At 58.2% G+C, this 14304-nt stretch carries 7 protein-coding genes and 1 riboswitch; of the genes, 3 read left to right on the top strand and 4 right to left on the bottom strand.

Annotated elements, in window-relative coordinates; genetic code table 11:
* Positions 1–8: 8 nt before the first annotated feature.
* Entirely contained in the window at positions 9–5291 is a 5283-nt protein-coding gene (locus tag N2245_RS11370; protein WP_494536856.1) for an Ig-like domain-containing protein, read from the bottom strand.
* Positions 5292–5518: 227 nt separating this feature from the next.
* On the opposite strand from N2245_RS11370, the gene N2245_RS11365 reads away from it, so the two are divergent.
* Positions 5519–7987, top strand: a complete 2469-nt coding sequence (locus N2245_RS11365; RefSeq protein WP_494536855.1) for a DUF5060 domain-containing protein — start codon at positions 5519–5521, stop codon at positions 7985–7987.
* Positions 7988–8087: 100 nt separating this feature from the next.
* Positions 8088–8162: riboswitch (cyclic di-GMP riboswitch) on the top strand.
* Between the two features lie 75 nt (positions 8163–8237).
* Positions 8238–11867, top strand: coding sequence for a hypothetical protein (locus tag N2245_RS11360; RefSeq protein WP_494536854.1), 3630 nt, complete (start codon positions 8238–8240; stop codon positions 11865–11867).
* Positions 11868–11910: 43 nt separating this feature from the next.
* On the opposite strand, the gene N2245_RS11355 is transcribed toward N2245_RS11360, so the two are convergent.
* The gene (locus tag N2245_RS11355; RefSeq protein ID WP_494536853.1) at positions 11911–12456 is read right to left on the bottom strand and encodes a DUF1697 domain-containing protein; all 546 of its coding nucleotides are present in this window, start codon (positions 12454–12456) and stop codon (positions 11911–11913) included.
* A gap of 178 nt (positions 12457–12634) precedes the next feature.
* Here N2245_RS11355 and N2245_RS11350 point away from each other — a divergent pair, with 178 nt between their 5' ends.
* On the top strand, positions 12635–13225 hold the full coding sequence (locus tag N2245_RS11350) for an LURP-one-related family protein (RefSeq protein WP_494536852.1): 591 nt from the start codon (positions 12635–12637) through the stop codon (positions 13223–13225).
* Between the two features lie 22 nt (positions 13226–13247).
* On the opposite strand, the gene N2245_RS11345 is transcribed toward N2245_RS11350, so the two are convergent.
* Together N2245_RS11345 and N2245_RS11340 are read right to left on the bottom strand one after the other, a co-directional pair.
* Positions 13248–14009, bottom strand: coding sequence for an SDR family NAD(P)-dependent oxidoreductase (locus tag N2245_RS11345; RefSeq protein WP_494536851.1), 762 nt, complete (start codon positions 14007–14009; stop codon positions 13248–13250).
* 64 nt (positions 14010–14073) lie between these two features.
* The coding region (locus N2245_RS11340; RefSeq protein ID WP_494536850.1) for a hypothetical protein at positions 14074–14304 on the bottom strand (231 nt) is incomplete at its 5' end.

Raw genomic sequence — 14304 nt, 5'->3', positions numbered from 1 at the left:
TCTCAGTCCTATTCAGTGATCTCTATGGCTGATATCAAAGGATAGTTCACGATCTTGGTGGCGTTGATGTCCAGTTGACCATCCGAGACCTCGACCTTGAATGTCCTGTCTAGAGCCGTCTTGGGCGCCACTACCTGCAGTATGTCGAAGTTGCTCAGCACCCTCTTACCCTCTATGTCCACGTTGAATACCCTCTGCCCGGCCGCGGTCCAGTAGGTTTCTGCGAACTTCAGGCGCACGGTATAGGTGCCGTTGGGTACCTGGAATCGGTAGCTGAAGTTGCCCCCACTTCTGGCCTTCTGGTAGAGCTTGTCGTCGTTTGTGCCTGCTATGTCGGATGTCGTGCCCTTCGTGACGGTGCCGCCGGTGTAGCCCGTATCAGCCGACCACACGTTGCCATTACCGTCTGTATAGTTGGTGGTCTGGCCGGAATCCACACGTATGGCGACGAAGGCGTTGGCCGAGGCCGTCGTGAAGCTCCATGTCCTGTCGGCTGCTAGGGGATTACCCGCAGCGTCGGCTACACCCCCAGCGCCTCCCTTGACCGTTACCACGTAAGTAGTGTTGCCCTCGAGGTTGGTCGCTGGGTCTAGCGTGACCTTGAAGCTGCTGTTGTCGTAGGACAGTGTTGCTTGTACCTTGTTGCTCTCACCCTGTTTGGCTAGGTAGATCGTGTTGTCCTGCACGCTGCCTGGATCCAGCGCCTCGGAGAAGGTGATCACCACGTTGGTGTGCACAGCCACTCCGTTTGGTCCATCGACAGGTGTGGTACCCGTGATGGTGGGAGGGGTAGCGTCGATGGTCCAGGTCCTGGAGGCAGGAGAGGGGTCTTGATTGCCCGCTTGATCCACGGCCTTGACCTGGAAGGTATGGCTGCCATCCTGGAGGCCGGAGTAGGTCACCGGGGATGAGCAGGGGGAGAAGGCCGAGCCGTCGAGGGAGCACAGGAAGGAGGAGTTCTCTTCCGAGGAGGAGAACTGGAAGGTGGCTGATGCCTGGTTGGTGGTCCCCGATGGCCCAGAGATGATAGTCGTGTCGGGTGGAGTACCATCCGACGTGACGGTGAAGCTCCAGCTGTAGTCCGCAGCCAGCCCGTTGCCGGCAAGGTCCTTCACGTCAGTGGTGATGGTAGCTACATAGGTGGTGCCTTCCGTGAGGTTGGAAGTTGGCGAGAGCGTGGCCCGTCGACTGGCTTGGTCGTAGCTTATGGTTGCTGCCACATGTGTGGAGGTTCCCTGCTGCACGAGATAGAAGGAGCTGGTGTTAATGGTGGCGGGGTTCATAGCCTCCGAGAAGACCGCTTGGATATTGGCTGATACGGGCACGTTGGTGGCTCCATCGGCGGGATTGGTGCTAGAGACCTGTGGGCTGGTGGTGTCCACCGTCCATGTGCGGCTGGCGGGCGTTTGGTCGGTGCCTAGAGTCGCACTTATGGACCTTACCTGGAAGGTATGGGAGCCTTCGGACAGACCTGAGTAGTTCTTGGGCGATGTGCAGGCCTCGAAGGCTCCGGTGTCCAGCTTGCACTCGAAGGTGGCGTCCTGGGCGTTGCTCGAAAAAGTGAACGTCGCGGAACTCGTGACCACCGTGCCGGTTGGTCCTGAGTCAATTGAGGTGTCTATGGAGGTGCTAGTTGCATTGAAGGCAAAAGCCTCGTTCACGTTAGTGTAGAACGCTCCGCCCTGTGGTCCGCCGCCTGCCACGTAGATGGTGTCGTTGATCGTGCCGGCAACCGCGCCGTGCCTGGGTGTGAGCATTGGCGTGAGCGTACGCCACGTGTTGGTGGCAGGATCATACTCCTCGTTCTGAGGGAAGGCGCCGCCGGTGCTGGTGATCTCTCCTCCCATGACCTGGATGCGCCCGCGCAGGGTGCCCGTGACCATCGTCCTGCGGGCCGTTGGCATGGATGCTATGGCTGACCAAGTGTTGGTGGCAGGATCATACACCTCGGCCGAAGATAGTATCGGAGCTGGGGAGCTACCGTCGGCGTTGCGGGTGCGCCCACCGAAAACGTAGAGCTTGCCCCCTAGGGCAGCCGTGCCGGGATTGTCGCGGCGCGTGCTCATCGGGGCTCCAGTGCTCCAGGTGTTGGTGGCTGGATCGTAGATCTCCAGCGTGGCCAGAGATGCCCCGCTAGAGTCCATGCCGCCCACGACGTAGATCTTGCCGTTGATCTGCTGAGCGCCGGCTCCTCCTCTTGCCGTGGGCATCGGAGCCAAGCTGGCCCAGGTGTTGGTTGCGGGATCGTAGACGTACGAGTTGTTCACGGCTCCGGAGAAGGGTGCCGTGGCTCCTCCGAAGACGTACAGCTTGCCGTTGTAGGCTGCTACCGCTGGGTTCTCCACGCCGGGGCCTGGCATGTCCTGCCCAGTAGTCCAGCTGTCTGTGGCTGGATCGTAGATGTACAGCTTCGTCTGGTGTCCACCGGAGGCCGTCTTGCCCCCCACCATGTACAGCTTGCCGTTGAGTGCGGTACCCCCGGCATCTAGCAGGGCGACGGGCAGTGGCTGCTTGGTAGTCCATGAGCCCGTGTCGACGGGGATGAGTGCCGTGACCTTGTTGGCTCCGAACTCTCCCACGTAGATGGTGCCGTCTGGCCCTTGCGTGATGGGCAGGGGATCGGTGAACCCCCCGATCAGCTGAGATTTGCTCACTACCGATGTCCCATCTGGACTAAGTTTGATTCTGGTGATGTCGTCACCCACAGAGTAGTTGGTGATGAGCAGTTCGCCCTTGAGCGTGCCCCCGAAGGCGTTGCCCCTGTACTCTATGATGCCATCAGCCGACTTGCTCTTGCCGAGGTTGTTGATCGGTGGCATGTAGTTCGGTAGGGGGGGTACTCCCTGATAAGACCCGTCTTTGAAGACGCACTCGTTCCTATAGGGGTTGGGGTGGCCGTAGTACTTGCCCGGCAGCAACCTGTTGAGGTTGTCCGGCTGCTCCCCTGGGTTGTTGGTTTGAGGATCTCCGAAGCCCTCGCAGGGTGGTGTGGGAGAGGGTGGGTATGTGCCCACCACACCTAGGCCGTTGTCCGGCCCGTAGATCGATCCGTTGGAGTGGAACACGAAGTCGTACATGTTCCTGAGTCCGCTGGAGTAGACCTGCACGTCGCAGGGTGCTGGCCCGTAGGTGTTCTCTGGGGTGGCGCATGTGCCGTCGAACCCTGGGGCCTTCACGTCGGCCACGAGGAACGCGGCCGATAGCGGCTGCTCGGCGCGAGTGCCGAACTCGGTGTTGGCCGTGTTGGGGGCGCCGGCCCCTGTGTTGCCACCCTGCGCTATGTACAGCTTGCCGTCGGGACCGAAGTGTATGGAGTTCACCGCGTGGTTGGCTATGGCCCGTGGTAGACCTGTGATCACATCCTGCCTGTTCGTGAACCCTGGCCCCCAAAGCTTGGTTATGGTGCTTGAGTTGAGCTGTCCGTTGTTTAGGTCGGGGCTGGAGTGGGACACCCACAGGATGACGTTATCCGGAGTAGAATCTGGGTCGACGGTGATGCCCAGCGTGAGCCGGGTACCTAGGGTAGTTATCACCTGGTCGGATACCACGTGCTTATCCGCGTCCAGAGTGATCGCGTGTATCTTCCCCAGAAGCTCGGTGACGTACAGCCTGTTGTCCGGCCCCCACACCATCGAAGTCGGGAACTGCACCGGGAACGATACACGATTGAAGGATGCGCCGGTACTCGGTGGCTGCGGGGAGGTATCTGCTGTCACCGAGAAGTTGTCGAAGGTATAGGTCAGAGGAGCTGGCCCTTGCCTATGTGTCGCAAATATACCTCCGAAGGTTCTAGTGCCGATCCTGGGGTCTATCCCAGCGGCATCGAAGCTGAAGAACTCAGGAGGCACCGTGAATGTCTTTAGCAGCACTTCCGTGTTGTTGTTGATCTGGTAGTATGTCTGCACCGTCTGATCGACTGGATTGGCCCGCAGCCGGAGGCTGACCCTAGCGTTAGCTACGCTGATTGAGCTGCTGTACTTAGAGGTGGATGTGCTACCACCCAGCTCCAGCAGCGCTTGTATGCGCACCCCATTGGGCGTCGATATGACCACCAATTTCAGGTAATTGTCCTCGTTGTTGCCGAACCATAACCCGGCCTGCTCGTACTTGCCCGTGCCTGGGGATGGGTTGATTATCGTGGTCTTCATCACGGTTATTTGGTTGGGGGCGTTTATGCCTACCCCCAGGGCGTTGTCTTGGGTGTTAACTGTGCCCGCTGTGATTCCTGGGGTGGTGAGGATGTTCAGCGTGCCCGTGCCGCTTGTATCCACCGTCAGGTTCTGGGGGATGTACCCCGTGCTGTGGCTTGGCTGGTCCACATAGGTGAATCCCGTGCCTATGCCGTTCTTATCCAGGATCTTGCCCGCGTCCTGGTTGAAGTCTAGGATATAGGGCACCGATATGCGTATCTGCGAGCAGTCCAGTGGATAACATTCGGTACTGGTGGTAGCTTGAGTAGTTAGTTGGGTCTTGGCCTTAGATAGTGGCTTGCCACCATCTACAAGCAGCGTTATCTGCGTGCTGCCTACCTGGTAGCCCGCAGCCCTGGCCGTGATGTTGGCTTTGTATACGCCGGGAGCCAACCCTTTGGTGTCCAGCGAGACCACCCTCTGTTGTGGAGCTACACCCCTCATCTTATGTACGTCGGGGAACGCAGCTTCCAGCCTCAACCATTTAGCGCTCGCTCTCAGCGAATATCTGACCTTCTTGCCGTCTGATGTCAGCACGTTGACCGGGATTGACGCCTTCCCCCTGCTAGGAAGCTCTATCCTAAGTTCTTGAGGGGAGAAAAGTAGCGCCCTAGCTCCGTTGTACGCTATGAACTCCCTGGATAGGATCTGTACGGATCCGTCTTTGCTCTCCAGAGCCACCGTTATGGTGTGCGTACCGTTGGATAGCTGTTTGGTATCTAACGGCAGTAATTTGCCCCCTTTGCTTTCTACTAGATCATAAGGGGGGGTGGTGTCCACCCGCAGCGGCTTGGTGCCCCAGGGCAATAGGTCCATCTTGCTCTTGGGCACGTCCAAGAAAAAATAGGCTCGCTTCGCACTATTGCCTAACTTGGCGAATATGTAGACTTTGCCGGATAAAACTACACCGTCCGCAATCGGGGTGGCGTGCTTGCGATCCGCCCTGCGGCTCACGAACAGCTTGGGAGTTTCTCCATAGGGTGCGACCCTTTGTTTGCTGTTGGAGGCTGCCACATAACCGTAGCCATGAGATACGGATGGTACCAGTAGCCCACCCGCCAAAAGAGTGATCACGAGTAACAAGGTCTTGAGTAGCTTCATCTCATCCTCTCCAAGGCTTATATCCCTTCCAATCTAACTTAGCCCTTCCTGGTAGCAGAATGGTTGTCCGGTAGGTTGAGTAAGTGTGGATCTAGAGTAGTGGATAACCACCTAGTAGTAATTTCCTATTGTGCATCGGTACACATCGGGCTTATACTCGCCGCTGTTAGCTTTATGTTTACAGGGCCTCTCACCACATCTAGGCCCTTATTATGGGAGGGATGTCTATGTCTAGGATAATCCGTGTGCTCTTGCTGCCCTTGGTGCTGGTCATGGTGGCAGCAGGACCTTCCCCGGGCAACACTCTGCAGGCCGCTGGTACCGTGACGGGTGCCATGCGCAAGTGGCAGCCCATCACCGTGAGCTTCAGTGGCCCCTATGCCTACGAGCTGGATAATTCTCCGAACCCATTTCTGGACTTCCGGCTGCAGGTAACTTTCCGGGGCCCATCCGGGCAGACCTACAACGTGCCGGGCTACTTCGACGGCGATGGTAAAGGAGGTGGTAGAGGGAACGTCTGGCGCGTCAGATTTCTGCCCGATCAAGCGGGTACTTGGTACTACAAGGCCTCGTTCCGTAAGGGCACGAACCTAGCTGTTGATCTCAACCCCTCGTCAGGCACTCCCACAGCTTTCGATGGGGCCTCAGGAAGCTTCTACGTGGCCGATGTGGACCCTTCGGCGCCACCCTTCTTTCGCTGGGGTAGGTTGCAGTACGCTGGAGGGTACTACTTCAAGTTCAAGGATGGACCATATTGGATCAAGGGAGGTACAGACAGTCCCGAGACGTTCCTGGGGTACGATGGCTTCGACAACACCCCCTCCGGCCCCTACGGCATACTGGACTTTGCTGCTCATGTTCGAGATTGGACGTCTGGCGATCCTATCCTCAACACGGATGGGGCGGATGCTGGGAAGGGCATGATAGGTGCCTTGAACTATCTGGGGAACCAACATGTCAACTCCGTGTACTTCCTGGCAATGAACATCGGCGGCGATGGGAGGAACGTCTGGCCTTACGCTGGCAGGATCGATCCTGCAGGGAGCTCCTCCGACGACAACACCCATATCGATATCAGCAAGATGAGGCAATGGGACATGGTGTTCACACATGCCCAGAAGAAGGGGATATTGCTGCACTTTGTCCTCAACGAAGCCGAGGCCGCCAACAAGAAGGAGCTGGATGGAGCTACCCTCGGAGTGGAGAGGAAACTCTTCTACCGAGAGCTAGTGGCTAGGTTCGGTTACCTGCCCGCTATCCAATGGAACATCTCCGAGGAGTACAACCTCGACTACAACCTGGGCACGACTCGTGTCAAGGAGTTTGCAGGCTACATACAGCAGGTGGATCCTTACGATCACCCGATCACTGTACATAACTATGGCACCGATCTGGACTCGGTGTGGGGTCCTTTCCTGGGAGATTCCCGCTTCAGCGTGACGTCCTTCCAGCTGGAATCGGGTCCCGGCACGTACGACGAGGTGCTAGAGGCATGGAGGCGAAAGTCCAGGAGTGCTGGCAGACCCATCCCGATAGCTCTCGACGAGCTGAACGCGGTCTCCACATCCTCGAGCTCGATAACTACCCAACGCAAAGCCGTTATCTGGCCGGTGTACCTCTCAGGCGGTAACCTGGAGCATTACCTGGGAGGTCCCACCACGGACAAGACCTTGGATGACTTCCGGCAGTATGAGCCGCTCTGGAGATATACCTGGTACGCGCGCAAGTTCATGGAGGACAACCTGCCTTTCTGGCAGATGGAGCCTGCCGATGGCCTCCTGAGCGGCGAATCTACCTCCTACGGTGGAGGGCAGGTGCTAGCCAAGAAGGGCGAAGTATATGCCATCTACCTGCCCGATGCCAACCCCAGCGGCAAGCTGGACCTCTCCGGTGCGTCGGGAACGTTCGTAGAGTGCTGGTATAACCCACGCACGGGAAGCTTCGAGGGTACTGCCCGGACGCTGACGGCCGGGGGAGCAGTGAGCCTTGGCTCTCCTCCCAGCTCTCCGGATGAGGACTGGGCGGTGCTGATCCAGAAGGCGCGGGCGCAAGCCGATACGCAGCCTCCTTCAGCTCCCAGCAATCTTACGGTTGCCTCTAAGACCTCTAGCTCCGTGTCCCTCAAGTGGAATGCCTCAACGGACAACGTAGCGGTCGAGGGCTACGCGATATATGCCAACGGCTCTCAGGCCGGTGCTACCAGCAGTACCAGCTACACGGTGACAAATCTATCTCCGTCCACGACCTATACCTTTGTCGTAAAGGCTTACGATGCTGCTGGCAACCTGTCCGCGGGGAGCAATCAGGTGAGTGTTCAGACCTCGTCTGCTAGCACCACCTCTTCGTTAGCCGTTACCAAGCTCGTGCTGATCAACGCCGATACGGACCAGCCCATAATGGAGCTCAAGGACGGCATGACGCTCTCTCCATCACAGCTGCCGACTAGGCACCTCAACATCCGGGCGGATACCAGCCCATCGGTGGTGGGGAGTGTGCGGTTCGGGTTGAACTCCAATCCCAACTACAGGCTCGAGAGGAATGCGCCTTACGCTCTGGCCGGGGATTTGTCCGGAGACTACCGGTCGTGGACGCCTGCGAGCGGAACATACCAGGTTACTGCCACACCCTACACAAGCTCTGATGGTTCGGGAACACCGGGTAGCGCCTTGACGATCAAGATCAACGTGATCAATTAGGGACTAACCCGGATGTAGTACCTAATATCTAATTGCGTTGGTACTAAATTACTATTATGTTAGCTGCTTGAATGCAATAAACTTGTCGTAATTCTACAGGCCCAGAAAAAGGCAAACCTGTCGCGAGGCAGGGGCGCAAAGCCACGGAGCTCAAGTAGCTAGCCGGGCTGCCTGGGAGGTCTCCAAGCGGGTCTACCGCAACTTCTTCCATGACCCTCCCAGAGCGCAAGAACTTTGAGTGAGGTGATGTATGAGAAGGTATATTTGTGCTTTCTTGGCTGTGATCCTGCTCCTCTGGCCAGTGGCTACTAGGCACGCCACGGTGCGGAGCGCGGACGGAGATGCGGTGTCGGTGCAGTCCATGCGCCTCACTGCCACATACAACAGCATAGGCGTGGAGGTAAAGTTCAGTGGCGACAACAACGGCAACTCCACGGCCGAGGTGTACTATCGACGAGCCGGCTCGGACGCATGGCTGAGGGCTTTGCCTCTCTGGAGGACAGCCGCGAGCTCCGGCAGCGCCTTCTACGGCTCTGTGGTGCTGCTCGAGCCGGGCACTGGCTATCAGGTAAAGGTCGATGTCGCGGACCCCGATGGCGTGTTAGGTACCGACCCTCTGTTGGATAGCGTAACCACCAGGTCCGATAACATAAGACCGGCATCCGAGCTGTCTCCTAGCTATTTCGTACGGGCCGATGGCAACGACGCCAACGATGGCAAGAGCAGGGCTAGCGCCTGGAGGACCCTGAGCAAGGCGTTCGCGAGCGCGCCAGCGGGGGCTGTGGTAGAGGTGGGGCCTGGTACCTATCCCACGCCCTCGCTCTCGCGCAGCCAGCCGATCACCCTCGTGGCGCAGTACCCGGCTGTAGACGACTCCGGCCAACCCATCAACGCCGGGCAGAGGTCGGTTATCTCGACCCAGGCGGTGGCGGCTCCGGCGGGCGCTTCAGGCCCCTGGCCTGCTGCTCCCTGGCAGCAGGTTAGCCTCGTGGGACCTGTAACGGGCAAGACGTTCAAGGTCTGGAAGTGGGCCGGAGCTCCGGTCAGCGATGCTGATTACTTAGCGATAGCACCAAGGGCCGGTGACGTGCCCTTCCTAGTAGCCTATTGGAGCAAGAAGAGCGGTTCCTACAACGGCTACTCCATGTCCACGCCCGCGGGGTGGGCCGAGGTGCTGTACCAGAACCTGTCCTACAACTACGGCTTCACTAGCTTCGGCAACGATGTGTACCTTAGACTGCCTGGGGATGCCAATCCCAACGACTACTGGGCTTGGCTGGGTACTACCAGGCTGACCTTCTCAGGCCCAGACACCAGGCTGTCGGGCTTCGAGCTCAGGGTACCCGAGGTCAAGTTCATCAACGCCACCGCACGCAACGGCGTCTTCGACCACAACCTGATGCTCGGCGGTCGATTGAGATATCAAGGGGAGCAGGGCACTCCCTCTCAGTACCCGCAGGACCACACCGTGCAGTACAACCGCTTCGAGGTCAAGGGCCTTTGGGGGGAGAATGCTGTGCCTTGGAACTTCATCAAGGGAGGGCTCAAGATGCCCTTCGGTTCTACTTGGAACCGCGTGGGCGAAGCGATGGAGATCACGGCCATCTGGGGTCGTGGTGGCGCTCAGCGTTTGGTGGTCCGACATAACGTCATCGATGGTTACTTCAACGGCGTGGGGGATTACAACACGGACTACGATCGCTACGGCATGCAGGACACAGATATCTATGACAACACCGTCAGGCACATATCGGACGATGCGTTCGAGCCCGAACAGAGCGTGATCAACTGGAGGATCTGGAACAATAGGGTGGAGTACGCTTCCGTAGCCCTGTCCACCGGCCCTGTGAACTACGGCCCTATATACCTGTTCCGCAACCAGGTATGGCAGCTGGGCAAAGACGGTGTAGGTGCAGACAACTTCGGCAGCAAAGGCGTGGGCGTCACGGGCTTCAAGTACTCTGGAGAGGACAGCGTGCCCTCCAGGGTATGGGTAGTGAACAACACCTTCTGGACTAGTAGACCCGATGCCAACGGTGGTGCCCAGTTCGCTGGTGGTGGTAGCTCCCCCGAGCGCTTCTGGCTACGCAACAACATCTTCAGAACGACGCAGTATGCCTGGAGCGCCCCGTGCCTGAGTGCCTGGAACGAGGACTACGACCACTTCGCGACCACCGATACCTCTCGCGGCGTGGCCTTCTGTGGCACCAGGTACACCTCCAACCTGTCGGCCTATAGGTCGGCTACCGGGGCGGATCACACCAACATCGCGGGCAACTTCGTCACTCCTTCGGTGGTGGACAATGCTTTGGTGGATCCCTCTGCGGGGAATCTCGCGCTGAGGCAGGGAGCACCTTTCATCGATGCCGGCGTGGTGGTCCCCAACATCGCCGAGCGTTATTCCGGCGATGCTCCGGACCTGGGAGCGGTGGAGTATAGTGCAAGCGATGGGATCCCTCCCACGCCATCACCCACGCCCACTCAGGTGCCTTCGCCCACCCCTACTCAGGTGCCTTCGCCTTCCCCCACGGCCACTCCCATCCCCACGAGCAGCCCCACACCCTCGCCCGACGGCAGCAGGACCATGCCTGCCGGGACCGTCAGCATCGAAGGCGGGGCCCCATACACGAATTCTTCCACAGTGAGCGTGGCTCTGGCCGATACTGGGGCGGTTGTCGTCCGGCTGTCCAACTCGCCGGAGACCAGTGAGGGGGTGCTGTCGGCTGGCAAGACCGTCTCCTACGCTCCGACCATCGCCTGGTCTCTGGTGGATGCGGCCTATGGGGGCGCTCCTGGAGATGGCGTGCACAAGGTGTACGCGCAGTGGGGCGACGGCAACGACCACTGGTCGAGCGTGGCGAGCGACGACATACTCCTGGATACCGTCAGTCCCTCAGGCTCGGTGACGATAGCCCCCGACGGCACCCCAGATGGCGCGGACTACGTCAGCAGCCGGAACGTCAAGCTAGCGATCTCGGCCAGCGATCCATCACCGGCTTCCGGCGTCAAGCTCATGCGCTTCAGTAACGACGGCAGCAGCTGGTCCTCCTGGGAGCCCTACGCTTCGACCAAGTCCTGGACCCTGACTAGCAAGAACGGTACGAAGACCGTCTACGCGCAGTTCAAAGATGCTGCTGGTAACGTTAGTGGAGTTGCCAGGGATAGCGTGATCCTTGATACCTCTGCTCCGAAGGTGAGGGGCTCTGTGAGCACGTTGTTCGAAGGCACCAGAGTGAGCGCAAGCTCCAGACTCAGGAGCACTTCCTACTCGGTAGCTGCCCTGTTCAGTGGGGTGCTTCAGGATGAGCAAAGTGGGATAGCTTACTTCTCCGTGGCTCGCAAGGAGAACGATGGCCCATATGTGCTCCTGTCTCAAGCGAGTGTGCCGAGGCTGAGGATACCTCTCTCGATGGAGAGCAGGCTTAGGTTGATACCTGGCAAGAGCTATAAGTTCCGCTTGGTGGTGAGGGATGTGGCGGGCAATACCACCACTGAGTACGTGGGGCCCGTCACCGTCGATGCCTTCCAAGAGAGCAGCCAGAGGGTACTTACCCGTGGAGTGTCGTGGGTTAACAAAGATACTATGGCTTATGCCTTTCGGCTGAAAGATGTGAGGTCAGCCAGTACCGGCATAAGGTTCACATTCCGCGGACGCAAGGTGGCTTGGGTGGCCACTAAGGGGCCTGCTTATGGCTCGGCCAGGGTTTATCTTGACGGTGTCAGGGTTGCCACCGTCAAGCTGCGGGCGGACAGAACGATGCGCAGGCTCATAGTGTTCTCCCGTGTCGTGGATGCTAGCAGACAGCATGTCCTTGAGGTACGGCCGGTGGCGGGTGGTATCCTGCGCACTAATATAGATGCCTTTGTAGTACTCAGATAGCGGCATTGCCCCTGGGGACGAGCTCGTCCCCGGGGGCTTTTAACTAACGACTGACTTCTAGCTGATCAGCTATCTCTAGAATCTTGGTAGCAGATCTCCAGTTACGTGCTGTGGCTGAGACTCCCAACGAGCGTTCGATGTTGGCGAACAGCTTGGATCTTCCCACACCATCAGGAGCGTGTAGGTAGAACACTTTGCCAAGTAGCGTGAAGCGCTCGTTTGGTGTGCGCAAATCTTCGAGCCTGTCTATTCTGGGCGATTCAGGTTCTGAGGCCAGGAAGAAGATGTGTAGAGTGTTGGGGGAAGAGGTCGCATCTGGGTAGGGATTGCCCTCGAGCGCCGCTCTTAGCTCCTCTCGGGTAAGGATTATTACGTGAGGGGCAAATCCATATTGTCGATCTATCTCTGCCTTCAATTGCTGGGCGATTTCCTCCCTGTGTGTACCGGCGCTCTGGAACACAGCGTTTCCGCTTTGGATGTATGTGACCACATTTGTCATCCCCATGTCTTCGAGCAGCCTCACCAGGCTCTTCATGGGTAAGGTATATCGACCCCCTAGGCCTCTTATCAACGCTATATAGGTGTACATGTTAGTTTCTCCTCTGCTGGTGCACTTGGCGTAAGCCACGTGTCGTGATGATTATAAGTAGGATGCATGCTCAGTAAACCCTCATCCTGTTGGCTCTCCTGGTCGATTGCAAATAGTTGCACCATCGATGCTTGCGCTTCTATATTAAATGAAAGACATGCAGGGTAAGGAGGTTACATTGCCGAGCTATCCTTTAGTTTTATCCTTCAAGCTGTTGTCCATAGGGCCACAGGTAAGGGTGACGGATGCTGCAGGATCTCTTGTGGCGTACGTCAAGCAGAAAGCTTTCAAGCTGAAGGAAGACATCACGATCTTTGCCGACGAGGGGCAGTCCCTCCCCCTTTACAGGGTGCAGGCGGACCGCATCCTGGACTTCAATGCTACCTACAGCATTACAGACCTCAGGAGCGGGCGACAGTTGGGCACAGTGCAGAGAGAAGGTGGCAGGTCTATCTGGAGGGCCACCTACAGGATCCTGGATGCCAACGGCGTGCAGATAGGTGAGATCCATGAACAGAATCCTTGGATAAAGCTGCTTGATGGCCTATTGGAAGAAGTGCCAGTGATAGGTATGTTCACGGGCTACTTCCTCAACCCATCTTACCTGCTGGAGGTATCTGGAAGTCCTGTGCTGCGCATCCGCAAGAGACCAGCGTTCTTCGAGGGGAAGTTCTTGGTGGAGCCAGTCAATGGGATGTTGCCTGAGCACGAGGAGCTTTTACTTCCAAGCCTTGTGACGATGGTGTTGCTCGAGAGGAGCAGGGGGTAGGCCCCTGCTCCCAAGCTCTGCACTATAGCGCCGTCCAGCCCCCGTCGGCGACGATGATCGCGCCGTTGATGAAGCTGGCCTCCTCGGAGGCTAGGAATAGCGCTAGGTTGGCGATCTCCTCGGGTTGGCCGATCTTGCCATGGGCTGCAGATAGCTTCTGCACCATCTCGGCAACCTTGAGGTTGGGCGTGGCGCTGCCCATGCCGATCGCCGTGGCCACAGCCCCCGGGCATATGGCGTTGCACCTGATCCCCTGATCCCAGTACTCCGCCGCCACGCTCCTGGTGAGCCCCACCAGCCCATGCTTGGATATGGTGTAGGCGGCGCCGGCTCGCCCTCCGAACAGTCCTGCCACAGAAGCGGTGTTGACTATTGACCCACCACCTCTCTCCAGCATGCTCGGTAGCACAGCCCGAGTGAGGTAGATAGGGCCGAAGAGGTTCACCCCCAGCACCCTGTGCAGGAGCTCATCGGAGGTCTCGCCCAGGGGCTGCATGCCATCCATGATGCCGGCGTTGTTGCACAGTACGTCTATGCGCCCCTCCTGGCTCAGCGTCTCCTGCACCATGTGGGCGACCTGCTCCTCGTTGGAGACATCTACCACCACGCCTCTGGCGCTATGCCCCTTCGCCTTGATGCCCTCAACGGTGGAGGTCACTCGCTCCTCGATTACATCCGAGACTATGACGTGAGCCCCCTCGGCGGCGAACCTCTCGGCCATGGCCTTGCCCATGCCGGAGCCGGCCCCCGTGATGAGTGCTACTTTGCCCTGTAAGCGCGACATCTAGATACCTCCTTATAGTATTCGAGACTGAAGGTAGCACAAAATCATGCGCTGGACAATACTTTTAAGTATTTTCGTTATTAAACTTTCTAAGTACTGCTCTGTGTTTCTCGTTGCTGATGCCGTGCGGGGTGCACGAAACCTGCATGGTCAAGCCCATGCAAGAGCGTTCGCGGATGCTGCCGGGTGTGAGTAAAATATTTGTGGGTGACATTCCGAAATGATCCCCGACGAGGGTTGCGAACTTATGTTCGCGACGCTCGTCGGGGCCACCAAGCGAAGCGCGGTAGAAAAA

Source organism: Thermobaculum sp. T2p (assembly GCF_059335935.1).
Note: the sequence above shows the minus strand (reverse complement) of the source record. Positions and strands in the feature narration are given on the sequence as shown.